The 23,667-nt window shown below is 56.1% G+C and carries 22 protein-coding genes and 1 pseudogene; 11 read left to right on the forward strand and 12 right to left on the reverse strand.

What is annotated here, in order from left to right:
• Nucleotides 1–5: 5 nt before the first annotated feature.
• Both NQ012_RS11525 and NQ012_RS11530 read right to left on the reverse strand, forming a co-directional pair.
• Nucleotides 6–305, reverse strand: a complete 300-nt coding sequence (locus tag NQ012_RS11525; RefSeq protein ID WP_257067726.1) for a spore cortex protein — start codon at nt 303–305, stop codon at nt 6–8.
• Nucleotides 306–361: 56 nt separating this feature from the next.
• Nucleotides 362–1,042 (reverse strand): pyrimidine 5'-nucleotidase, encoded by a 681-nt coding sequence (locus NQ012_RS11530; protein WP_257067727.1) that lies wholly within the window; start codon nt 1,040–1,042, stop codon nt 362–364.
• Nucleotides 1,043–1,093: 51 nt separating this feature from the next.
• Between NQ012_RS11530 and NQ012_RS11535 the strand changes: the two genes are divergently transcribed.
• Complete coding sequence (locus NQ012_RS11535) at nt 1,094–2,104, forward strand: thiamine ABC transporter substrate-binding protein (RefSeq protein WP_257067728.1); 1,011 nt, start codon at nt 1,094–1,096, stop codon at nt 2,102–2,104.
• A 99-nt stretch (nt 2,105–2,203) separates the two neighbouring features.
• Here the strand turns inward: NQ012_RS11535 and fabF are convergent, their stop codons facing one another.
• The 3 genes and pseudogenes from fabF to NQ012_RS11550 form a co-directional block, all read right to left on the reverse strand.
• Nucleotides 2,204–3,451 (reverse strand): beta-ketoacyl-ACP synthase II, encoded by a 1,248-nt coding sequence (fabF, locus tag NQ012_RS11540; protein WP_257067729.1) that lies wholly within the window; start codon nt 3,449–3,451, stop codon nt 2,204–2,206.
• 155 nt (nt 3,452–3,606) lie between these two features.
• Entirely contained in the window at nt 3,607–3,843 is a 237-nt protein-coding gene (gene acpP / locus NQ012_RS11545; protein WP_054599558.1) for an acyl carrier protein, read from the reverse strand.
• A gap of 323 nt (nt 3,844–4,166) precedes the next feature.
• A pseudogene (locus NQ012_RS11550) lies at nt 4,167–6,236 on the reverse strand (prolyl oligopeptidase family serine peptidase); the annotation flags it as partial.
• A gap of 104 nt (nt 6,237–6,340) precedes the next feature.
• Between NQ012_RS11550 and NQ012_RS11555 the strand changes: the two are divergent.
• From NQ012_RS11555 to NQ012_RS11585, 6 genes are all read left to right on the forward strand, one after another.
• A complete protein-coding gene (locus NQ012_RS11555) occupies nt 6,341–6,901 on the forward strand; it encodes a hypoxanthine-guanine phosphoribosyltransferase (RefSeq protein ID WP_257067730.1) in 561 nt (186 codons plus the stop codon).
• Nucleotides 6,902–7,173: 272 nt separating this feature from the next.
• The gene (locus tag NQ012_RS11565) at nt 7,174–7,590 is read left to right on the forward strand and encodes a PTS sugar transporter subunit IIA (RefSeq protein WP_257067732.1); all 417 of its coding nucleotides are present in this window, start codon (nt 7,174–7,176) and stop codon (nt 7,588–7,590) included.
• Nucleotides 7,587–7,856 (forward strand): HPr family phosphocarrier protein, encoded by a 270-nt coding sequence (locus NQ012_RS11570; protein WP_085366489.1) that lies wholly within the window; start codon nt 7,587–7,589, stop codon nt 7,854–7,856. Before NQ012_RS11565 ends, NQ012_RS11570 begins: the two co-directional genes overlap by 4 nt.
• A 1-nt stretch (nt 7,857) precedes the next feature.
• The gene (gene ptsP / locus NQ012_RS11575; protein ID WP_257067733.1) at nt 7,858–9,609 is read left to right on the forward strand and encodes a phosphoenolpyruvate--protein phosphotransferase; all 1,752 of its coding nucleotides are present in this window, start codon (nt 7,858–7,860) and stop codon (nt 9,607–9,609) included.
• 190 nt (nt 9,610–9,799) lie between these two features.
• Complete coding sequence (locus NQ012_RS11580; RefSeq protein ID WP_257067734.1) at nt 9,800–10,606, forward strand: integrase core domain-containing protein; 807 nt, start codon at nt 9,800–9,802, stop codon at nt 10,604–10,606.
• 289 nt (nt 10,607–10,895) lie between these two features.
• A complete protein-coding gene (locus tag NQ012_RS11585) occupies nt 10,896–11,489 on the forward strand; it encodes a YhcB family protein (RefSeq protein ID WP_257067735.1) in 594 nt (197 codons plus the stop codon).
• Nucleotides 11,490–11,721: 232 nt separating this feature from the next.
• Here NQ012_RS11585 and miaB read toward each other — a convergent pair whose 3' ends face one another.
• Together miaB and NQ012_RS11595 are read right to left on the reverse strand one after the other, a co-directional pair.
• Nucleotides 11,722–13,041, reverse strand: a complete 1,320-nt coding sequence (miaB, locus tag NQ012_RS11590) for a tRNA (N6-isopentenyl adenosine(37)-C2)-methylthiotransferase MiaB (protein WP_257067736.1) — start codon at nt 13,039–13,041, stop codon at nt 11,722–11,724.
• Between the two features lie 18 nt (nt 13,042–13,059).
• Nucleotides 13,060–13,437 carry a hypothetical protein gene (locus NQ012_RS11595; protein ID WP_257067737.1) on the reverse strand — a complete coding sequence of 126 codons (378 nt, stop codon included), beginning with the start codon at nt 13,435–13,437 and terminating at the stop codon, nt 13,060–13,062.
• Between the two features lie 356 nt (nt 13,438–13,793).
• On the opposite strand from NQ012_RS11595, the gene NQ012_RS11600 reads away from it, so the two are divergent.
• The 3 genes from NQ012_RS11600 to murU all read left to right on the forward strand — a co-directional run bounded on the left by NQ012_RS11600 (nt 13,794) and on the right by murU (nt 17,022).
• Nucleotides 13,794–15,263 carry a protein adenylyltransferase SelO gene (locus NQ012_RS11600; RefSeq protein ID WP_257067738.1) on the forward strand — a complete coding sequence of 490 codons (1,470 nt, stop codon included), beginning with the start codon at nt 13,794–13,796 and terminating at the stop codon, nt 15,261–15,263.
• 253 nt (nt 15,264–15,516) lie between these two features.
• On the forward strand, nt 15,517–16,062 hold the full coding sequence (gene ruvC / locus NQ012_RS11605; RefSeq protein WP_085366482.1) for a crossover junction endodeoxyribonuclease RuvC: 546 nt from the start codon (nt 15,517–15,519) through the stop codon (nt 16,060–16,062).
• Between the two features lie 252 nt (nt 16,063–16,314).
• Nucleotides 16,315–17,022 carry an N-acetylmuramate alpha-1-phosphate uridylyltransferase MurU gene (gene murU, locus NQ012_RS11610; protein WP_257067739.1) on the forward strand — a complete coding sequence of 236 codons (708 nt, stop codon included), beginning with the start codon at nt 16,315–16,317 and terminating at the stop codon, nt 17,020–17,022.
• Nucleotides 17,023–17,386: 364 nt separating this feature from the next.
• Here murU and NQ012_RS11615 read toward each other — a convergent pair whose 3' ends face one another.
• The 5 genes from NQ012_RS11615 to NQ012_RS11635 form a co-directional block, all read right to left on the reverse strand.
• Complete coding sequence (locus tag NQ012_RS11615) at nt 17,387–19,291, reverse strand: Pycsar system effector family protein (protein ID WP_257067740.1); 1,905 nt, start codon at nt 19,289–19,291, stop codon at nt 17,387–17,389.
• Nucleotides 19,292–19,905: 614 nt separating this feature from the next.
• Nucleotides 19,906–21,198: a prolyl oligopeptidase family serine peptidase gene (locus NQ012_RS11620; protein ID WP_257067741.1), complete on the reverse strand. Its 1,293-nt coding sequence runs from the start codon at nt 21,196–21,198 to the stop codon at nt 19,906–19,908.
• A 160-nt stretch (nt 21,199–21,358) separates the two neighbouring features.
• Complete coding sequence (locus tag NQ012_RS11625; protein WP_257067742.1) at nt 21,359–21,598, reverse strand: TM2 domain-containing protein; 240 nt, start codon at nt 21,596–21,598, stop codon at nt 21,359–21,361.
• Between the two features lie 292 nt (nt 21,599–21,890).
• Nucleotides 21,891–22,673 carry an indole-3-glycerol phosphate synthase TrpC gene (gene trpC / locus NQ012_RS11630; protein ID WP_257067743.1) on the reverse strand — a complete coding sequence of 261 codons (783 nt, stop codon included), beginning with the start codon at nt 22,671–22,673 and terminating at the stop codon, nt 21,891–21,893.
• A gap of 132 nt (nt 22,674–22,805) precedes the next feature.
• Nucleotides 22,806–23,411, reverse strand: a complete 606-nt coding sequence (locus NQ012_RS11635) for a trimeric intracellular cation channel family protein (protein WP_257067744.1) — start codon at nt 23,409–23,411, stop codon at nt 22,806–22,808.
• Here NQ012_RS11635 and NQ012_RS11640 point away from each other — a divergent pair.
• The coding region (locus tag NQ012_RS11640; protein ID WP_257067745.1) for a hypothetical protein at nt 23,386–23,667 on the forward strand (282 nt) is incomplete at its 3' end. The genes NQ012_RS11635 and NQ012_RS11640 overlap by 26 nt on opposite strands.

Below are 23,667 nucleotides of genomic sequence, written 5' to 3' on the forward strand. Positions count from 1 at the left end.
GGCGGTTATTGCGCCATATCGGGTGTTACGCCGTTCACCGGCTCGGCTTCGGGCTGCCCCCTGCCGGGTTTCTGCCAGTGGGTGCCGCGCACATCTTGCCCGCCGTTGCCCGAAATAACGGCACGCTGCTCGGGGCGGAACTGGTTGTAGCGCATATTGCGCGAATAAGTGCCGTCCTGATACACCACGGGGGTGCCGGGTTCGTATTTTTGGCGCAGCGCGGTGCGGCCTTCGGCGTTTTGGTAGGTTTCCCAAGAGCAGCCCGCCAGTGCGGCGAGGGCGGCCAAAAGAGCAATATAGCGCATGATTTATCCTTAAAATTTTTAAAAGCATCGGGCGGGTAAGACGGATGCTATTCTAATCAAATTGTTGCCTCATTCATAGTGGCAGGATTCACCGTTGCCGCCGCTGCCCATTGCCGCAGCGCGGCCATATCGGGGGCGGCGCAGTCTACAAAAGGCAGAGGGTAGGCGTCGGCACCGAACCAAACGGTTTTCATGCCCAGGTTTTTGGCAGCTTGAAGGTTGTCGGCGCTGTCGTCCACCATAATGCAATGCTTGGGATCGGCACCGAGTTTGCCGCAGACGGTTAAATAAGACTGCGGATGGGGTTTGTAGAGCAAACCGAAATCGTCGGTGCCGAACAAGGCGTCGAAATAGGGCGCGATGGCCATGGCTTCGGCCAGCGCGCGCACATAAAACGAAGGCGCGTTGGAGAATATTGCTTTTCGACCGTTCAGACGGCCTAAAGTTTCTGCCACACCTGCCACCGGCACCAGCGCGGGCAGGATTTCCGGCAGCGGATGGCTGCGTTGTAAAAATTCGTTTACACACACTTCGGGGTGGTGCAGCCGCAGCCCCGCCAGCGTGGCGCCGTAGCGGTGCCAATAATCCTGCCGCAAATCGGAGGCGGCTTTTTCGCCGAGGTTCAGCCGCTCGGCGAGGTAGGCGGTCATGTGGCGGTTAATTAAGGTAAAAATGCCCGCATCGGCTTGATGCAGGGTGTTGTCGAGATCGAACAACCAAACGGTTTGACAATTCATGGTATTTAAAATATTTTACAGGCACATACCACATTATACGGATATTGCAGAATGAACAGACAACGGCAAATCTTAACGGCTTTGGGTATTTGGTTTTTGGGCGCACAGGCTTTCGCGCAAACCGAAGTGCGGCTGGCGGTGCACGGCTCGTTCAGCCTGCCTAAAGAAACCATCGCCAAATTCGAGCAGGAAAACAATGCCAAAGTGTCCGTTATCAAGGCGGGCAGCGGCAACGAAATGCTCAACAAGCTGATTTTGAGCCGCGCCAAACCGATTGCCGACGCGGTGTACGGGCTGGACAACGCCAACATCGCCAAAGCCGTGCAAAACGGTATATTGGCCGACAAACAGCCCGCTTCGGCTCCGGTAAACGCTTCGCTGCCCGGCGCGCTGGCGGTGGATTACGGTTATGTGGTGCTGAACTACGATAAAAAATGGTTCGAGCAAAACAAGCTGCCGCTGCCGCAGTCGCTGCAAGATTTGGCCAAGCCCGCCTATAAAAACCTGCTGGTTACGCCCAACCCAGGCACGTCCAGCCCCGGCTTGTCGTTCTTAATGGCCAACATCGGCGGATTGGGCGAAGAGGCCGCTTTTAAATGGTGGGGCGAAATGCGCCGTAACGGCGTGAAAGTGGCGAAAAGCTGGAGCGACGCCTACAACACCGACTTCACCCAAAACGGCGGCTCGCGCCCGCTGATTGTGAGCTACGCCACCAGCCCTGCCGCCGAAGTGCATTACGGCAAAGGCAAATATAGCGAACCGCCCACCGGCAACCTGTTCCTCAAAGGCGGCGTATTCCGCCAAGTGGAAGGCGCGGCGGTGCTCAAAGGTGCGAAACAGCCTGCGTTGGCGATGAAGCTGGTGTCTTACCTGCAAAGCGCCGACGTGCAGCAAGCCCTGCCGACCGAAATGTGGGTTTATCCGGCGGTGAAAGGCACGCCGCTGCCGAAAGTGTTCGAGTTTGCCCAAACCCCGCCCAAGCACGATGCGCCGGGCGCCAAGCAAATGGCGGAAAAGCAGAAACAATGGGTTAGCCGCTGGATGAAAGTGGTGTTGAAATAAGGCGGGTGTTTGATAACAGGAGACCTTTGCAAGTTGTTTAGGCCGTCTGAAATGTTTCAGACGGCCTTTATTACGCTTCAACCTGTTTGGATTGAGAAATCAACCTTCGAATTTCTTAAACACCAAAGTGCCGTTGGTGCCGCCGAAGCCGAACGAGTTGGAAATCGCCACGTCGATTTTCACATCGCGGGCTTCGTTGGCGCAGTAGTCCAAGTCGCAGCCGGATTCGATGTCTTGCTCGAAGATGTTGATGGTGGGCGGTGATTTTTGGTGGTGCACGGCCAATACGCTGTACACGGCTTCCACGCCGCCGGCGGCACCGAGCAGGTGGCCGGTCATCGATTTGGTGGAGTTGACCACGACTTTGTAGGCATGGTCGCCCAACGCCAGTTTCAGGGCATTGGTTTCGTTGGCGTCGCCCAACGGGGTGGAAGTGCCGTGTGCGTTGATGTAATCCACATCGCCGGGGTTAAGGCCGGCGTCTTTGAGGGCGCGGGTAACGGCGATGGCGGGGCCTTCGACGTTGGGCGCGGTGATGTGGTAGGCATCGGAACTCATGCCGAAGCCTACGATTTCGGCATAGATTTTGGCGCCGCGTTTTTTGGCGTGTTCCAATTCTTCCAGCACCAAAATGCCGGCGCCTTCGCCGATAACGAAGCCGTCGCGGCCTTTGTCCCACGGGCGGGAGGCGGTAGCGGGGTCGTCGTTGCGGGTGGAGAGCGCCTTCATGGCGGCAAATCCGCCGACACCCAAGGTGCAGATGGCGCCTTCGGCACCGCCGGCAATCATCACGTCGGCGTCGCCGTATTTAATCAGGCGGGCGGAGTCGCCGATGGAGTGCGCGCCTGTGGTGCAGGCGGAAACCATGCCGTAGCTGGGGCCGCGGTAGCCTTTGAGTATGGTTACGTGGCCGGCAATCAGATTAATCAGCGAGCCGGGAATGAAAAACGGGTTGATTTTGCGTGCGCCGCTTTCCTGTACCACGGTGCCGGTGGCTTCGATGCTGGGCAAGCCGCCGATGCCGGAGCCGATGTTGACGCCCACGCGGTCTTTATCGAGATTTTCGGTTTCGTCCAACCCGGCGTCGGCGATGGCTTGCAGGGAGGCGGCGATGCCGTAGTGGATGAATGCGTCCATGCGGCGGGCTTCTTTGGGGCTGATGTAGGCGCCGATGTCGAAATCTTTCACTTCGCCTGCGATTTGGCTGTTGATGTCGGAGGCGTCGAAGCGGGTAATGTTGACAATGCCGCTTTTACCGGCCAAAAGGTTGTTCCAAGCGGTGGCGGTATCGTTGCCCACGGGCGATACCTGACCCAAACCTGTGATAACGACTCTTCGCTGACTCATAATGTTCTCGCTGTTTTCGGTTTATGCGGCCTGCGTCTGCGGCGGGCAGGCCGTCTGAAAGGTTTTGTTGTGAAGGGTGTGCAAGCCAAAAAGCCTCTGTCGGCAGGCAGACCCGCAGCAGAGGCTGATTCGGTATGGTTTAAGGCACTGCGCGCTTAGGCGGAGTGTGATTGGATATAGTCGATAGCCAGTTGCACGGTGGTGATTTTTTCGGCTTCTTCGTCGGGGATTTCGCAGCCGAAAGCTTCTTCCAAAGCCATTACCAGCTCAACGGTGTCGAGAGAATCCGCGCCCAGGTCGTCTTGGAAGGAAGATTCGTTTTTCACTTCGGCTTCGTTAACGCCCAGTTGTTCGGCAACAATTTTTTTAACTTGTTGTTCAATGTTTGACATATCGGTCGGTCCTTAAATGCCTTATCGGGAAAGGCGGGTTTTAAAAAATAAACTCGGTCGGATTGTACCGAATCCTTTTAGAGTTTTCTATCGAAAAATGCGGGGCGGGCGCGCCGCCTAAATCGCGCGGGGTTAGGCGGCATATTAGCATAGGCTTATTTTGAATCACAATAGGCTTTTTATTTTATTTTATTTTCAATTTGTTAGATGTTTTATTCTGCTGTTTGGCCGTTTGCGGGGGCGGTTTTCCGGTGTTTCCGGGGTGTTTGCGGGTGTTGTTGCAGAACGGCATTTTCAGACGGCCTTGGTGCGCCCGGGGCTGTGCCGAGGCTTTCGTTGAGAAATTGCAGGATACAGGCGAATTCGGTAACCGAGTCTTCTTGGGTGGTGTTGCCGGTGTGGCCGCCGTTTGCGGAGGCGTAGAGCCAGGTGCGGGGGCTGCTGCTGCGCAGCTTGGCGTAAAACTTGAGCGCGTGGGCGGGATGGACGCGGTCGTCGCTCAGGCTGGTGGTAATCAGGGCGGGGGGATAGGTTTGGCCGTCTGAAAGCCGGTGGTAGGGGGAGAGTTCGGCGAGGGCGGCGGCAAATTCGGGCTGCCCGGGGTGGCCGTATTCGTCGGTCCAACTTGCGCCTGCCGAAAGGTAGGGGTAGCGCAGCATGTCGGTGAGCGGCATTTCGCACACCAATGCGCCGATTGCCTGCGGTTCGCGCACGAAGGCGGATGCGGTGATCAGGCCGCCGTTGCTGCCGCCTTGTATGGCGGTGTGAGAGGGGCTGCTGAGGCCGCGCTCGTGCAGGTTGCGAACGACGGCAAGCAGGTCGTCCACGCTTTTGTGTTTGTGTATGCCTTGTGCGGCGCGGTGCCAGCGCGGGCCGAATTCGCCGCCGCCGCGCACGTTGGCGAGCACGAACGATTTGCCCTGTTCGAGCCAGTATTTGCCGATGCTGCCCATGTAGTGCGGCAGTTCGGGCACGGCGAAGCCGCCGTAAACGTAAACGATTGCGGGGGTGTCGGGCGTGTGGTTTTTGCCGACGTGGTAATAGGGGATGCGTTCGCCGTCGGCGGATTCGGCATAAAGCTGCTGTACGGTGATGCCGGCGGTGTCGAACTGCACGGGTTGGCGGCGCACTACCGTGAGTTCCATCACGTTGAGGTCGAGTGCAAACAGGGTCAGCGGGGTGGTGAAGTCGCTGGCGGCGATATACAGCACATCACCGCCCCACGGTTGGTCGGTCAGTTCGAGCGCGCCCTGCGGCAGTTTGGGCAGGGTTTCTTCTTGCCAGAGGCCGTCTGAAAACCGCCAGGCTTTCAGACGGCCTGAAACGTTATCAAGCAGGCTGGCGACGACGAAGCGTTTGGTGGTTTCCACGCTTTCGAGCGCCTGTGTTTCGTTGGGGGCGAACAGCAGCTGTGCGGCGCCGGTTTCGCCTTTATTGAGTTTTACGGCCACGAGGCTGCCGGCGGGGTAGCTTTGGTTGGCGCGCTGCCACGGGCTGTGCAGGTGCAGCAGCAGGTGGCCGGCGAGATAGCCGGAAATTTCGCAGTCTTCGGGCAGGTTGAGGGGCAGGGCTTCGCCGCCCGGCAGCACTTGCAGATAGGTTTTGGTGTAGAAACCGCGGGCGGCTTCGATTAAATCTACGGGTGCGCCTTGTGCGTCGAGATAACGCCAGGCGTTGACCATCATGCCGTCTGAATCCATACGGTAAACGGGCGTGCTCTCCTCAAAGGTTTGGCCACGCTCCACCAGCCACACTTCGCGCGGGTAGCCCGCTGCGGTGGTTTGCTGTCGGTGCCATGCGGGGCAGACCCACACGCTGTTTTCGTCGCGCCAGGCGATGTGGTTTTTGCCGGCGGGAAAATGAAAACCGTCTGCCACCAGTTTTTGGGCGGCAAGGTCGAATTCGAGCGTGTAGGCCGCGTCGCCGCCCGCGCGGCTGAGACTGATTAACACGCGCTCGGGCTGTTCGACATAGTGCGATACGCCGTCGAGATACACATCGTCGCCCAGCACGTTGTCGAAATCGGCCACCGAAAACAGCGTTTCCCACTCGGGGTAGCCCGAACGGTAAGAGGCCGCGCTGCACACCTGATACACGCCTTTCGGGTAGTCGTCGTCTTGGTGGAAATGGTACATACGCGCGCGGTGTTCCTGGCAAAACGCAATTTGGCGCGGGTTTTGCAGCTGCTTCACCATCTCGGCGACGGTTTGCCCGAACGCTTCCGATGCGGTGAAGCGCGCCTGCGTTTCGGCATGGGCTTCGGCGGCGAAACGCTGCGTTTCGGCGCTGTGCAGGTTTTCTAAAAAAGCATAAGGATCGTGTAGGGCGGTGTTCACGGTGAGGCCGTCTGAAAAGTGGAAACAGGGGCGGATTATACGGGATATAGCGGGCATCGGCAGAGCAGCCGCAGCGGTTTTCAGACGGCCAGATCGAAACCCGTATGATTCGCGCACGGCTTGCCTATATAATGGCGTTTTATCTTGCAGAAAATTCAAACATGATGGATATCGAAACCAAACGGCTGCACACCCAAGCCATGCTCGACGATGCCGAACTGCTGTTCGGCGAAGACGCCTGCCGCCGCGAACTTTTGCGTCTGGCCGGTGAAATCACCGCCGATTTGGGCGACAAATACCCGCTGATTCTGCCCGTGATGGGCGGCGCGGTGGTGTTTACCGGCCAGCTGCTGCCGCTGCTGCATTTTCCGCTCGACTTCGACTACGTTCATGTTTCGCGCTACGGCGACAAACTGCAAGGCGGCAATTTCAACTGGCTGCGCGCCCCGCAGGAAAGCGTGGCCAGACGCCACGTGCTGGTGCTCGACGACATACTCGACGAAGGCCACACCATGGCCGCCATCAAACGGCAGGTGTTGGATTTGGGCGCCGCCTCCTGCGCCACCGCCGTATTCGCCAACAAATTAATCGATAAAGAAAAACCGATTAACGCCGACTATATAGGCATCAACGTGCCCAACCGCTATGTGTTCGGCTACGGCATGGATGCCGCCGGCGCATGGCGCAACCTCGCCGCCGTTTACGCCCTTCGCGGGCAGTAAACCATCGTTTCAGACGGCCCGAGACCTTTGCAAAACCCTCAGATGCGGATGCAGTTCAAGGCGCAGTAGCGCAGCGAGCGCAGACATAACATGAAGTTAGGCAAGCGGGCGAGCAACGCTGCAACGCAGAAATGCGCCGCAGATGGGGGTTTTGCAAAGGTCTCGGCCTTGAATAAAGCCGCCGCCATATCTATATATAGCATGATATAGCGTGTTGGCTATAACGTTAACCACAACAGGCCGTCTGAAAATATCTTCATGAGGAACACACCATGATAGGCTTATTGATCATCACCCACGAAGCCATAGGCGAAGCCTACCGCAGCTTGGCACAGCATTTCTTTTTCGGCGACACGCCGCGGAATATCCGCATTCTCGGCGTGGACACCCACGAAGACCACGACAACATCATCTCCCGCGCGCGCCAAATGACGGCAGATTTGGACTGCGACGCCGGCGTGCTGATTATGACCGACATTTTCGGCGCCACCCCCTGTAACGCCGCCCGCCAACTGGTGGAAAGCGGCAAAACCGCCATGCTTACCGGCCTGAACGCGCCGATGATGGTGAAAGCCGCCAACTACGCCCCCGCCGCCGACAACCTGGCCGCCTTTACCCAACTGGTTAAAGAAGCCGCCGTTAACGGCATTATCGACATCACCAGCCCGCCCGAAGGATGCCCCGTATGATGAAACAACCCATCGAAATCATCAACAAACTCGGCTTGCACGCACGCGCATCAAGCAAATTCACCCAAACCGCCGCGCAGTTCCAAAGCGAAGTGTGGGTCAGCCGCGACGGCAGGCGCGTTAACGGCAAAAGCATCATGGGGCTGATGATGCTGGCCGCGGCCAAAGGCACGGTTATCGAGCTGGAAACCGACGGCGCCGACGAAGCCGCCGCCATGCAGGCGCTCACCGCGCTGATTAACGACTATTTCGGCGAAGGCGAATAACATGAGCATCGTATTGCACGGCGTGAGCGCAGGCAAAGGCATAGCCATCGGCCGCGCCCATCTGGTTACGCGCGGCATGCACGAAGTGCCGCAATATGATTTGGAAGCATCCGACATTGCAGGCGAAACCGCCCGCTACGAAGCCGCCGTTAAAGCCACGCGCCGCGAACTCGAACAACTGCGCAGCGCAATTCCCGAAAACGCCCCCACCGAGCTGGGCGCGTTTATTTCGTTGCACCTGATGCTGTTAACCGACGTAACCCTGTCGCGAGAACCCGTCGATATCATCGAAGAGCAGCACATCAACGCAGAATGGGCGCTGAAGCTGCAAACCGACAAACTGGCCGCCCAGTTCGACGAAATCGACGACGCCTATCTGCGCGAGCGCAAGCAGGATATGCTGCAAGTGGTCGAGCGCATCCATAACAACCTGGCCGGGCAGGGCAACGAACTGAACCTCGACGGCAACCTGCTCGACGACACCGTGCTGGTGGCCAACGACATCTCGCCCGCCGACACGGTGTATTTCAAAGAACAGCGCATCGCCGCCTTCGTTACCGATATCGGCGGCCCCACCAGCCACACCGCCATTCTCGGCCGCAGCCTGAACATCCCCTCGGTTATCGGCCTCTCCAACGCCCGCAAACTCATCAGCGAAAACGAATGGGTGATTGTGGACGGCATCAACGGCGTGTTGATCATCAACCCCGACGAACTGGTACTCAACGAATACCGCACCCGCGCCCGCGAATACCGTGCCCGCGCCCGCGAGCTGAACAAAATCAAGAAAACCGCCGCCACCACCGAAGACGGCGTGAATATCGAACTGCTTGCCAATATCGAGTCGGCCGAAGACATCAAACGCCTGAACGAAATGGGCGCCGACGGCGTGGGCTTGTTCCGCAGCGAATTTCTCTATCTCAACCGCGACACCATGCCGTCTGAAGACGAGCAATACGCCGTGTATGCCCAATTTGTGAAAAAGCTCAAAGGCAAAAACCTCACCATCCGCACCGTGGATTTGGGCGTGGACAAAAACCCGCGCTGGTTCGGCCAAAACGCCACCCCCAACGGCAGCCTCAACCCCGCGCTGGGGCTGACCGGCATCCGCCTGTGCCTGGCCGAGCCGGTGATGTTCCGCACCCAGATGCGCGCCATCCTGCGCGCCGCCGTGCACGGACCGGTGAAAATGATGTGGCCGATGATTACCGACATCACCGAGCTGAAGCAGTGTCTGGTGCATTTGGAAACCGCCAAGCGGCAGCTCGCCGAGCGCGACGAACCTTTCGGCGAAGTGTCGGTAGGCTGCATGATAGAAATCCCGTCGGCCGCACTCACCGTGGCCAGCCTGCTCAAACACATTGATTTTATTTCTATCGGCACCAACGATTTAATCCAATACACCCTGTCGGTCGACCGCGGCGACGATGCCGTCAGCTACCTCTACCAGCCCGGCCACCCCGCCGTGCTCAAACTGATACAGCACGTTATCCGCACCGCCAACCGCATGGGCAAAACCGTGTCGGTGTGCGGCGAAATGGCCGGCGACACCCAGTTCACCCGCCTGCTTTTGGGCATGGGTTTGCGGCGTTTTTCGATGAACCCCAACAACCTGTTGGCGGTAAAAGACATCGTGCTGCACAGCAACACGCTCGAACTCGAAAACGAAACCGCCCGCCTGATGCGTAACGAAGACCCTGAAAAAGTGGAAAAACTGCTTAAAGTGATGAATGCTGAGGAAGAGGCCGTCTGAAAAGTTTTCAGACGGCTGCAAGCATTGATTGGGCGAAGCCGTATCGTGGTTTGAAATATATGATGCTGCAAAAATTTTAACTATACTTTTTTGAATTTAAAAAATCTCAGGCCGTCTGAAAAATATTTTCAGACGGCCTGAAATGTAGGAAAAGCTAGCGTTGTTTACAGTATTTGAAAGACAATACTGCATGAACATCCATAAAAATACCCGGCTGACCCCGCATAACTGCCGGGCCGTTTGGCGCGCTTATACACAAGACAAAATCAGTGTAACTTCGTTGGCACAACAATACCGTGTCAGCAGAGTAACGATTTACCGCATACTCAAAGCAGCCCGGTTGCGGCTACTCACCCCGCAAAAAAGCACCAACAACCGCTTTAAACAAGCCAAATACGGCATGAAACGCCTGGCTAAAGTTGAGCGGGAAATCGAAGAGAAACTCAAAAAACAGGCAAAGCGTTACAACAAATCCTATCCCGGCGAAATGGTTCATTTCGATACCAAACGGCTGCCTTTGCTACAAAACCAAAAAGCAACCGACCCTCGGGATTATCTGTTTGTTGCCATTGATGATTTTTCCCGCGAGCTGTATGCTGCAATATTGCCGGACCGTACAGCAGCCAGCGCAGCCAAATTTCTTTTGCGCGATGTGATAGATTGTTGTCCCTATACCATCGAATGCGCCTATTCCGACAACGGTGTCGAATATCGTGGCAATGCGGAGCACCCGTTTGGCATTGCCTGTGTGCAAAACAACATAAGCCAAAAATTCACCCGTGTTGCCCGGCCGCAAACCAATGGTAAAGCCGAGCGGGTTATCCGTACCTTAATGGAAATGTGGCATGACAAGCATCCGTTTAAGGATTCGGCACACCGGCAAAAAGAGTTATGTCGTTTTGTTAACTTTTATAATACCGTCAAGCCCCACAAGATCCTGAAAGGCGACACCCCTTTTGAGGTTTTACAGGCTTATTTTTCTCAACCTGTTGTGTAAACAACCCGACCTTTTCCTACACCTGAGACCTTTGCAAAATACGTTTTAATCCTGAATTTATTTATGTTTCGTCATACCCGGGCTTGACCCGGGTATCTGTTATTTCTTTTGAAACAAAAAGATGCCCGGGTCAAGCCCGAGCATGACGCAGAGGTTTTGAGATGCCGAAAGGAATTTTGCAAAGGTCTCGGCCTGTGTTTGTGTGCCCGCCATTGTTCCCGCACCCGTTTCATTGGTAAGATACGGGCGGCAGTTTTCCGATTATGCCGCCGAACACAAGGAGAACAAAATGAATACGCTACCCTGGGAAGCACAACTCGCTTTAGCCGCCGTTATCGGCTTCGCCGCCGGCCTGCTGCTGATGTGGCTGGTGTTGCGCCCGAAAGCCAACCAGCACAAACAAGAGCGCGAAACGCTGATGCAGGAATTCGGCCAATACCGCCGCAAAGTGGACGAGCATTTCGTAGAAACCGCCGCCGCCGTCGATGAACTGAACCGCAGCTATCAGAAAGTTATCCAACACCTGAGCAGCGGCGCGCACACCCTGATGGGCAAAGAAACCTTGCAGGAGCAGCTCACCAAACGCGGCAATGCTTCGGTTACCGTGGCCTATTTGGCCTCAGGTACCGCCGCCACGGCAGACCATGCCCCCGAAGCCGCTGCCACCGTAACCGTAGATGCCGTTGCCACCGCGCCGGCTGATGTTGATTTAGACGAACAAACCCCCGTGAGCGATGCGCCCGTGATTACCCCGCCGCCGCTGGCCGACGATTCCGCCGCACCGTCTGAAGCAGGGCAGGCGGAAACCGAAGAGCAAGAAAATGCGGCAGTTGCGGCATCCGAATCCGCCGAAACCGAACCGGCTGCCGCAAACAAGGCATAATATAGCGAAACCTCTTAGCTTAATAACCGTTCCGTCATACTCGGCTCAAACCCGAGAATGATGCGTATAACTTTGATTAAGTTGATTCATTTATAATGCCGGCAAACAGCAGGCGGGCAAACTTGCCGAAGCGCCGTTGAAAACCCAATATGCCGCAGGTTGGGCCAAAACTCAGGCCGTCTGAAAACCTTTTCAGACGGCCTTTTGTCGTTCAAGCGCTTTAAACCAATTCTTAAACCAATTCGCCGCGCAGCGAGAACGTGTAGGCTTCCGTAATTTCCAGCTCGACCATTTGGTTGATCAAATCGGCGGGGCCGGTGAAATTTACCACGCGGTTGTTGGCGGTGCGCGCCTGCAACTGGTCGGGGTCTTTTTTGGAGATGCCTTCCACCAGGCAGCGCTGTACCGTGCCGAGCATGGTTTGGTTGATGCGGGCGGTTTCTGCCTCGATCACTTCGTTCAAGGCTTCCAAACGGCGCACTTTTTCTTCGTGCGGCGTGTCGTCGGGCAGGTTGGCCGCGGGTGTGCCGGGGCGCGGGCTATAAATGAATACGAAGCTCAAATCGAAGGCGATGTCTTTCACCAGCTTTAAGGTTTGCTCGAATTCGCGCTCGGTTTCGCCGGGGAAGCCGACGATAAAGTCGGAACTCAAACACAAATCGGGGCGGATGGCGCGCAGTTTGCGGATGATGGATTTGTATTCCAGCGCGGTGTAGCCGCGTTTCATTGCCGAGAGCACGCGGTCGGAGCCGCTCTGAATCGGCAGGTGCAGGTGCGAAACCAGCTTGGGCAGGTCGCGGTAGCATTCGATGATGGCATCGGAAAATTCGCGCGGGTGGCTGGTGGTGAAGCGCATACGTTCGATGCCGGGGATTTCGTGCACGATGCGCAACAGGGTGGCGAAGTCGCAGATGTCGCCGTTGTCCATTTCGCCGCGATAGGCGTTGACGTTCTGTCCCAACAGGTTGATTTCTTTCACGCCTTGCTGGGCGAGGTTGGCAATTTCGGTGAGCACGTCGTTTAAGGGGCGCGAAAACTCTTCGCCGCGGGTGTAGGGCACCACGCAGAAACTGCAATATTTGGAACAGCCTTCCATAATCGACACGAACGCCGAGCTGCCTTCGACGCGTGCGGGCGGCAGGTGGTCGAATTTTTCGATTTCGGGAAAGGAAATATCCACCTGCGAGAGGCCGGTGGTTTCTTTGTCCATAATCATTTTCGGCAGGCGGTGCAGGGTTTGCGGGCCGAACACCACGTCCACATAGGGCGCGCGTTTCACGATGGCTTCGCCTTCCTGCGAGGCCACACAGCCGCCCACGCCGATAATCAGGTTGGGGTTTTTGGCTTTCAGGGGCTTGACGCGGCCCAAATCCGAAAACACTTTTTCCTGCGCTTTTTCGCGCACGGAGCAGGTGTTGAACAGAATGATGTCGGCCTCTTCGGCCTCGCTCACTTGCACCAAATCATCGCCTTCCGCGAGCACGGAAAGCATTTTTTCGCTGTCGTATTCGTTCATCTGACAGCCGAAGGTGCGGATAAATACTTTTTTCATATCAAACGGATAAATGGTTTATTGGCGGGCGGCGCGCTGCTCGAAAGCCTGCTTTTCGGCATCGGTGAGCACCCAGATTTCGCTGATGCTGCCGGCTTCGTTACGGCGCACGGCCACGGCTTTGCCGGTGTGGCCGGTGAGTTTTCCGCGCACGATGAAACGGTTGCGTTCGTCTTTGATGCGTAGATCGGGCGTGGTGTCAAATGCGGCGGCATTGCCGTCGAGCCAGCCCAACGTGAGGATTTTCAGCCAGGAAAGGCCGCCGTCGCTCAACACGATTTGCGGGTAAGCCACCTGCTTCAACACGGCCACGTCCATATCGGCCGGCACGGCGCGCTGCGCCCAGGTTAAAGAAGAGAACAATAAAATCAATAGGGTAAACAGTTTTTTCATCATATTTTTCTGCCGTAATGTGAGTAAGACAGCGGCGGATTATAACACATCGGGTAAGACAGAGCCTTTGTTTCCGGCCCGCAGGCGGCAGGGTTGCGGAAATGATGCAAAGGCTATATATAGAATGAGACCTTTGCAAAACCTCCAGGTGTGGATGCAGTTCAAGGCGTAGCAGCGCAGCGAGCGCAGACATATCAAGTGGATAGGCAAGTGAGCGAGCAGCACACAACGAAGAAATGCGCCGCAGATGGGGGTTTTGCAAAGGTCTCAGGATAGGCCGTCTGAAACGCAGTGCCGAGCCGGCACAAACGCCACACGATATTTTTCAGACGGCCTCAAACGATAAAAAAGGAAAAACCATGCCGCACACACTCCCCTTAATCACGCCCGCCGTTTGCGGCCTGCCCGAAACCTTTTACAGCCGTGTCCGCCCCGAGCCGCTCGCCCAACCTTATTGGGTGGCGCAAAACCACGCGCTGGCGGCGGAAATGGGCCTGAGGCCGTCTGAAATATTCGACAACCCCGACAACCTGCTCTACCTTGCCGGCAGCGCGCCCGCCTACGACCCCGCGCCCATCGCCACCGTATATAGCGGCCACCAGTTCGGCGTGTATGTGCGCCAACTCGGCGACGGGCGCGCGCTTTTGTTGGGCGACAGCACCGGCGGCGGACAGCGCTGGGAATGGCAGCTCAAGGGCGCGGGCAAAACGCCTTATTCGCGCTTTGCCGACGGCCGCGCGGTGCTGCGCTCCAGCATACGCGAATACCTTTGCTCCGAAGCCATGCACGGCTTGGGCATCGCCACCACGCGTGCGCTGGCGCTTACCGGCAGCAACGATGCGGTTTACCGCGAAGAAGCCGAAACTGCCGCCGTGGTAACGCGCATCGCGCCGAGCTTTATCCGCTTCGGCCATTTCGAATATCTCTACCACACCGGCCAGCACCACAACCTGCCCGTGTTGGCCGATTTTTTAATCGACCGCCACTTCCCCGAATGCCGCGAAGCCGACAACCCTTATCTGGCATTTTTCCAAACCGTTTCGCAGCGCACCGCCGCCCTGATAGCCGCCTGGCAGAGCGTGGGCTTCTGCCACGGCGTGATGAACACCGACAATATGTCGGCGCTCGGCCTGACCATAGATTACGGCCCGTTCGGCTTTCTCGACCATTACGACCGCCGCCATGTCTGCAACCATTCCGATTCCGGCGGGCGCTACGCCTACAACGAACAGCCCTATGTGGCGCATTGGAACCTGAGCCGCTTCGCCTCGTGCCTGCTGCCGCTGGTGTCGGAAAACGCGTTAATCGACGAGCTGGAACGCTTTCCCGAAGCGTTTCAGACGGCCTATACCGCCAAAATGCGCGCCAAAATCGGCCTGCAAACCGAAGAAAAAACCGACGGCGAACTCATCGGCGACATGTTTGCCGCCCTGCAAGGCAGCAAAGTAGATTTCACCTTGTTTTTCAGGCACTTGGCCGACGTGGGCAATACACACGGCGAACCGCTGCCGCAAGATTTGGCCGCCCTGTTCCAAGGCCCAGCCGATGCCTTTGTCCACTGGATCGGGCGCTACCGCGGCAGACTGCGCGCCGAAAACAGCAACCCCGAAACGCGCGCCGAACGCATGAACGCCGTCAACCCGCTGTATGTGCTGAGAAACTACCTACTCGAACAGGCCATCGAACAAGCCAAAAACGGCGACTTCCGCGAAATCGAACGCCTGCACCGTTGCATGCAGAACCCGTTTGAAGCGCGGCGGGAATTTGCCGACTTCGCCGAACGGCCGCCGGAATGGGCCGGCGGCATTTGCGTGAGCTGTTCGAGTTAGGCGCCGCACCTGTTTCAAAAAAAGCCGTAGGCCATCTGAAATACCCGACTGCCGTCATACTCGGGCTTGACCCGAGTATCTTTGATTTTTTTCGAAGAGATAAAAGGAATAACAGATGCTCGGGTCAAGCCCGAGCATGACGCAAGTGTTTTAAGGTGTCGGAAAGAATTTTGCAAAGGTCTCGGCCTGCCGTTTATCCCTGCTATAATCCGCATCTTTATTAATCCCATCCCACCGCAGGCCGTCTGAAAACATGAACACCCGCCCCACCCGCATTCTCGGTATCGACCCCGGCAGCCGCGTTACCGGCTTCGGCGTGATCGACGTGCGCGGTCGCGAGCATTTCTATGTGGCGTCCGGCTGCATCAAAACCCCGCCGAACGCGCCGCTGGCCGAACGCATCGCCGTGATTGTGAAGCATATCGACGAAATCATCGCCGCCTACCGCCCGCAGCAGGCGGCGGTGGAACAGGTGTTTGTGAACGTCAACCCCGCCGCCACGCTGATGCTCGGCCAAGCGCGCGGCGCAGCGCTGGCGGCGCTGGTGATGCACAATCTGCCCACGTTCGAATACACCGCCCTGCAAGTCAAACAGGCCGTGGTCGGCAAAGGCAAGGCCGCCAAAGAGCAGGTGCAGCATATGGTGGTGCAGATGCTGGCCCTGTCGGGCACACCGCAGGCCGACGCCGCCGACGGCCTCGCCGTCGCCCTCACCCACGCCCTACGCAACCACGGCCTGGCCGCGCAGTTGCAGCAAGGCGGCCTGCAAATCAAACGCGGGCGTTTCCAAGTGAAGTAAATCCGGCCTCTTTCGAACGGTTGAACCTTTGCAAGTTACTCAAGCCGTCTGAAATACCCGGCCGCCAAATACCCAAATGCCGTCATACTCGGGCTTGACCCGAGTATCTTTATTTCTTTTTCTTGCAAAACCATGAGATGCTCGGTTCAAGCCCGAACATGATACAGGGGCTTTAAAATACCGACATAAGTTGCCAAAGTCATCACCCTTTTGTTATACAATCCGCTTTTCTTTAACCGACTGCAAACCTTTATGAAAGCCATGATTTTAGCGGCCGGGCGCGGCGAGCGTATGCGCCCGCTCACCGACACCTGTCCGAAGCCTTTGTTGAAAGTAGCGGGCGAGCCGCTGATCGGCTGGCATTTGCGCCGCCTGCGTGCCGCCGGTATCGGTGAAATCGTGATCAACCATGCCTGGCTGGGCGCGCAAATCGAAGCGGCCTTAGGCTCGGGCGGGGCTTACGGCGTGAATATCCGCTATTCGCCCGAAGGCGAAACCGGCTTGGAAACCGCCGGCGGCATCGCCACCGCGCTGCCGCTGTTGGGCAGCGAGCCGTTTTTGGTGGTAAACGGCGATGTGTTAACCGATATTGATTTTCAGACGGCCTTTGCAGCGGCGGAAACCTTGCGCCGGCAGCGCAAACTGGCCCATTTGTGGCTCGTGCCCAATCCCGAACACAATCCGAAGGGCGATTTCATTTTGCAGGAAAACGGTGCGGTGGCCTCGGCGGATGCGGCCGGCCGGGCGCTCACGTTCAGCGGCATGGGGGTTTACCACCCCGATTTGTTCCGCAACACGCCGCCGCACCAAGCCGCCAAACTCGCTCCTCTGCTGCGCGAAGCCATGTCTGCGGGCTTGGTTTCCGGCGAAAACCACACCGGTTTGTGGTTGGATGTGGGCACGGCGGAGCGGCTGGCCGAAGCGGATAAATTGGCGCAGGGCTGGGTTGGCAGCCGCTGAAAGGTTTTGTATAGCCAATCAACCTGAGAACAAACAATACGCCATACTCGGGTCAAGCCCGAGCATGGCGGAACGGTTACTAAGTAAGCGATTTAACTATGAAAAGCACAGGCCGTCTGAAAGCAAGTTTTTCAGACGGCCTTAAGTATTTTTGAAAAGGTCCCAACCTGAAACCTTTGCAGAATTCCTTTCAATATCCTTAAACCTTTGCGTCATGCTCGGGCTTGACCCGAGCATCTTTTTGTTTCAAAAGAAATAACAGATACTCGGGTCAAGCCCGAGTATGACGGGATTTAAGCATTTCAGACGGCCTTAAGATATTTTTGCAACGGTCTCAGCCCGCCTGTTTCCAAGCGGGCGCAATTCAAAATTTCTCGTATTCGAAAATCATATATTTGCCGCCGATGTTTTTGGTGGCGTCGCCGTCGTCGCTCATGAAAATCAGGCGGTTTTGGCCGTTGATTTTCACCGAATCCACGGCTTCCACGTTGGTCATCAGGTTCATATTGGGCAGGTCGATGGATTTGGCCGCCGCATTCGGTTCGCCGTTCCAAACCCAGAATTGCGGGAATTTCTTGCCGGTTTCGTCTTTCACTTCGTTGGTTAGCACGAAGGCTTTCTGCACGGGGTCGTAGTTGAGCGAGCGGATGCCGCCGCCTTTGATGTCTAGAAAGGCCACGTCGGTGAAGTCGGGCTGCGCATCTTCGGTAAACATTTCTTTCGGGTTGCCGATATACAGCACCATGGATTTGTCGCTGAACTCGGGATCGCGAAAGCCGAGCAACAGGCGGTTTTTCACCGGGTCGTAAGCCAAGCCTTCGATATTAACGGTTTTGAAATCGAGCATGGTGCCGATTTTATTGCGGATAAGCTGTTCCACCTGCTCGGAATTTTCCAAAATATCCACCAAACCGTCGAACGAACTGAGTTCCACCACGTCGTTGCCGCGGATTTTGAAGCGGATAAAGTGTTCGCGGTCGGGGCGGCGCACGCCTTCGCGGTTGCGCGAATGCGAGGTGATGGCATAGATGTAGCCGTCGTTATCCATGGTCAAGCCCTCCAAATCGCTGAGTTTGCGTTTGAAGCCGCGAACGATGCGGGTGTCGGCCGTTTCGTTTTCTTCGAGCGAGCCGTCGGGTTTGAACGAAACGATGCTGGCGGCACGCGAATGTTCGTCTTCAACCACCAGCAGGCGGCCGTCGGGCAGTTGTTGGACGGCGGAAGGCTCGTACAACCCTTGGAAAGAATTGATGCCCACCTTGCTCAACTCGGCGGCGGCTTTGCTTGCCTGCATGGAAGGCACCACGCCGGGCAGGGTTTTGATGGCGATAAAGGCCAGCACCGAAACCAGCAACCCCCAACGGAAGGCGGCATACGACATATTCAGATATTTGAACTGTTTGTTGGCGAGTTGGCCGAGCCAATAAAGCTCGTCGCTCATTTTTTTATACACCTGCTCGCGGTCGGCCATGATGTCCTGCATCATTTCCCAATAGCGCTCTTTCGAGATTTTGACGCGGTCTTCATAAATCAGAATGTTCGGTGTTTCGTCGATATAGTGGGCTTCCGGCTCGAACACGCGGGCTTTGAAATCTTTAACCGAGGCTTTGCGTTTAAATACGTCTTTCAGCCATTCGGCCGTTGCACGCAATTTGCCCATGCGTTCGGGCGAGGCCGACAATAAGGCGAACACGATGGAAGAAGCGGCGGTGGCCATAAAAATGCCCGCCGGCACGAGAAATTCGGGCGAAGTAGAGAAGATAAACGCACCCGAAATCATCAGCGCAGACACGATAAAGCCGTTGAGCGAAATCATGATGTTGGCCTTGGTGGCCGCCAGCGCCAGCAGTTCCATTTCGGTACGGAAGGCGTTGCGGAACATGGTTTCCACGCCTTTGGCAGTGCCGATCTGCACCACCGATTCGGCAATAGGTGTTAGCTCTGTTTCCGCTGCTTTTTCTTTGCGTTTGGCTTCTTTTTTGGCTTTCTTTTTCGCTTTTCTGCCACCGGGCGCTACGGCACCGCTTTCCGTTGCGGCACTTTGCGCTCCACCGCCCTCTTCCGCCGGCAGCGCTTCCGCTTGGGCGGCATCTTCTTGACCGGCTGCGTCTAGGTTTTCCAAAAACAAAGCCGGTTCCTGCTCGAATGTATTGTCGGTTTGGGGATGCTCCGCTTCGCCGTGCGGGTTGTTGAAAGGATAATCTTGTGATGTGCTGTGTTTTTCAGACGGCATACCGCCGCTTTTTGGAATTTTATTGTTTTCGGCCATATCGGAATCCTGTTGCTACTGTGTGTGATAATTTTTGAGTTTATGTTTAAATTTAAATAGATGGAATTATCGTAATAACCGAACAAGCCCACAATAGGATTTACATCTTTACAATTTTGAATAACGCTTATTAACAATTCAGGTAATATTTTGGAAATAAAAGATTTTTAAACCATCTATAATATAAGGCCTCTTTATAAACCTGCCTGCTGAAATTTATTTAATTATAAACAAACAGCACGGAAGATTACCATTTTCAGGCTGGCAATACCGTTAGCCCTGTATATAACCGGCTTAAATCATCCTGTCTGCCGCCGTATATTAAGAAATAAACATACGGCTCAACACCCTTGTTTGCAACAAAAATTCAGGCCGAGACCTTTGCAAAATTCATTTAGGCCGTCTGAAACATCTGATTATCGTCATTCCCGCGTAGGCGGGAATCCAGTCGTTTTTTTGTAAGCTATTGAAATAAAATACTTGGTGGTTTAAAGGCTGGATTCCCGCCTACGCGGGAATGACGGAATTTATGCATTTCAGACGGCATTCAGGGTATTTTTGCAAAGGCCTCAGGCCGTCTGAAACGTTTCAGACGGCCTGAATTTTTGGTTCAGTTAGGGTTTGCGCTGCTCGAACAGCCAGTCGCGGATGCCTTCGATGGTGTAGGCGATACGCCAAGTGTTGGTGTGGTTGGCACCGCTGTTGTCGGTTTGGCCGGCGGGCACCACCGTGCCTTTCTGCAAAACGGTGTAGTTGATGTTGGCGTTTTGGCTGCGCATGGCGCGCGCTTCGGCGTCGAACTCGGCGGGTGTGGAGAGGCCGCTCCACGTTTTACGCGCCACTTTGGCACCGCGTTTTTCGAGGGCTGCGGTAACGGCGTTCATGCCGGGATAGGCTTTTTCATCGCCTTCCGAAACCACAATCCATATTTTGCTTTTCGCCAACGGCGCAACTTTGGCGGCATCCCATTGCGCGGCCACAATGTAGGAAGCGGCGAAGAAATCGGGGTGTTTGATGTTCATCGCCATTTCCATCATGCCGCCGCCCGACTGGCCGGTGGCGTAACGGCGCGCAGGGTCGATGTTGTATTGGGTTTGCAGGTGTTTGATGAGGTTGATTACGGCATCCGCATCGTTGGTGGCTTCGGATTTGTCGTTCACGGTTTTATGGTTGAACTGAGGCGCCAACACGAATGCTTCGTTTTTGGCCTGCGATTCGGGCGAAGCCCAAACCACGGCGCCCAATCCCTGCTGGAGGGTGGTTTTGGCCTCGCTGCCGGTTACGCCCGCATCGTGGATAAACAGCACCAGCGGGTAGGCTTTCTGCGGGTTGTAATTTTTCGGCACAAACAGGTTGTAGTTAACGGTTACGCCGGTTTGCGGGTCGGCAAACGAGGATTGTTTGAAGTCGTCCACCACTAAATTGACGGCCGTTTTGCTCTGCCATTCGTTGCCGGTGGGGGCGATGGTGTTGCCGCCGGTGTCGGTGATGTCGCCGGTTTGGGTAACTTTCAGCTCGGGTTTGCGGCGGATGATGTCGCGCCCTTCCACGCCGAAGGCAACGGCGTCTTCATCGTTTTTGGAAAGCTCCACCACCACATAACGGCCGTTTTTGGGCTGCTCGGCGGTAACGGGGGCATCGTTGGCATACACTTTGGTAACTTTGCGGTCTGCCACGGCGAAATCTTCGGCCTGCAACGAAGCGTTGCTGATGTCGGCCGCGTATTTCACCACGGCGGCAGTGATTTTCTGGCCGTCGCCGAACACTTCGGTTACGGCGCCCACTTCCTGCACGGGGTCGGCAGCGGCGGCGGTTTTATCGGCGGGAAACACGGAAGTGAGGGCCTGGCAGCCCGACAAGGCCGCAACCAGACCGGCGGCGGCTAAAGCGGTGGTGATTTTTTTCATAATCCATACTTTCAGAAAAACCGGCAAGGCGTGATGCGGCACTATAACCGCGCGCTTGGCGTTTGTGTGCGCCGCCATACGGAACGGCGGTTTTATCGTATAAACGTAAAAAGGCCGTCTGAAATCACAAGGTTTCAGACGGCCTCGGCTGCGTTTTGGTTCACACCACGATGGCGCCCAGCGAGTCGGTGGGTTTGAAGGCGGCGAAGATGCCTTCGATAATGCCGAGAACGGTGGGGATAAACGTCCAGCTGAGCAGAAAATACAGTATCCCCATCCACACGCGGCCGGCGCAGAATTTGTGCACGCCGAACGTGCCGAACAGCAGCGCCATCGCCACATAAAGGGCTTTGTTGCAGGTGTGCGGATAGGAAGCGGCGTAAGAAACGGGAACATTCATGGTGTTTTCCTTGTGTTATGCGGTTGTTTTAACGGCCTCTAAATGGTGGGCGCCGCTTTAAATTAAAAGCGGTTTTTTCGTAAAAACAGGCAAACGCAAGCTTTGCCCGAAACGGCGGGGTAGAAAAAACCTGTGTTATACGGCCTTTGCAAAATTCATTGAGGCCGTCTGAAATGTTGGATTCCGTCATTATCGGGCTTGACCCGATAATCCGGCATTTGCCGTTCAGGCGGAAGGCGGATAGTTCGGAAATATCCGGCGCATCCGCGTTAAGTTTCAGACGGCCTGTTTGTTAAAACAGCGTTTTCACCGCCGCTTCGATATCGTCGGCGCGCATAAAGGTTTCGCCGATTAAGAAGGTGTGAACACCGTGGTTTTGCATAAAGGTTACGTCTTCTTTGTTGCGGATGCCGCTTTCGGTAACCACGGTTTTTCCTGCAAGCGCGGGCAGCAGGTCGAGCGTTTGCTGCAACGATACGTCAAACGTGCGCAGGTTGCGGTTGTTTACGCCCCACAGCGGCGTGGTGAGGTTGCGGCACTTTTCCAGCTCGGCGGGGTCGTGCAGCTCCAGCAGCACCGCCATGCCCAATTCGTGCGCGGTGCGTTCGAACTGCTCCAATTCGTGCGCTTCAAGCGCGGCGGCAATCAGCAGCACAGCATCGGCACCCCAGGCGCGGGCCTGATAAACCTGATAGTCGTCGATAATAAAATCTTTACGCAGCACGGGCAGGTTTACGGCGGCTTTGACTTGCTTGAGGTATTCGGGCGAACCTTGGAAATACTGCTCGTCGGTGAGCACCGACAAACAGGCCGCGCCGGCACGCTCGTAGGCCTGCGCGATGGCAACGGGGTTGAAATCAGCGCGGATTAAACCCTTGGACGGGCTGGCCTTTTTCACTTCGGCAATCACCGCCGGCAAGCCGGCGGCGTGTTTGGCACGGATGGCTTCCGCAAATCCGCGCGCAGGCTCGGCCGCCAACGCCTGCGGTTTGAGTTCGCTTAAAGGCAGCGCGGCCTTGGCGGCGGCCACTTCCGCGGCTTTGGTGGCGAGGATTTTGTTTAAGATGTCTGACATGGCAATCTTTCGGTTAGATAAGGTTTTCAGACGGCCTGAGACCTTTCGCCTGAAACAGTATATGGTTGGCAAACAGATGGCGAAGTATAAAAGATAAGGCCGCTCAAAAGCCACCGTTTCAGACGGCCTGCATTAAAACTTCGGCAACCGCCAAGCCACACGGTGCGCCCACAACCTGAGCACATAACCGCCGAACAGCAGCAGATTCAATGTGAACGGATTTACCCAGCCCAGTTTGTCCAACCCGTAGAGCGCAAGGCCGATAATCACCGACACGGTGCCGTAAAAATCTTTGCGCAAAATCATGGGAATATCGTTCACCAGCACATCGCGCACAATGCCGCCGCCCACCGCCGTGATAAAGCCGAGCATCACCACGCCGAAAATATTCACATCCAGCGCCAAGCCTGCCTGCGCGCCGGTGATGGTGAACGCCGCCAAACCCAACGAGTCGGCCCATAAAAACACCGCCGCCAGCTCGCGTTTGCGGGTGTTTTGCAGCTTGAACCCCCAAGCAAGCAGCAACGTGATGCCGATAACCACCCATGCGGTGTTTTGAGTGAACACCAGCGGTATGCGGCCGACAATGGCATCGCGCATCATGCCGCCGCCGATGGCAGTGAGCATGGCCGCAATCATCACGCCCAGCATATCCAGCCGCTTGCGCACGCCGACCAGATAGCCGGAAAGGGCGAAAGCGGCGGTGCCGATAATGTGGATGATTTCGGTGGCGTTCATGACAACCCTTGAAATGGAAAAAGCATATTATAAAATCAGCCGGGCAGGCCGTCTGAAATATTCTGCCGCAAAGCCCTGCGCGCGGCTTATAGCAAAAAAACTTTATTTCTGCCACGGCGTTGCTGCGCCTTGCCGTACTACTTGTACTGTCTGCGGCTTGCTGCCTTGTGGCAAAAATAAGTTTTTCCGCTATATAATCAGCCGCATTGTCGTCAACAAACGATTCAGACGGCCTGAATCCCACCACCCCGAAAGC

It is taken from the genome of Neisseria dentiae (assembly GCF_024580525.1).
Classification (GTDB): Bacteria; Pseudomonadota; Gammaproteobacteria; order Burkholderiales; family Neisseriaceae; genus Neisseria; species Neisseria dentiae_A.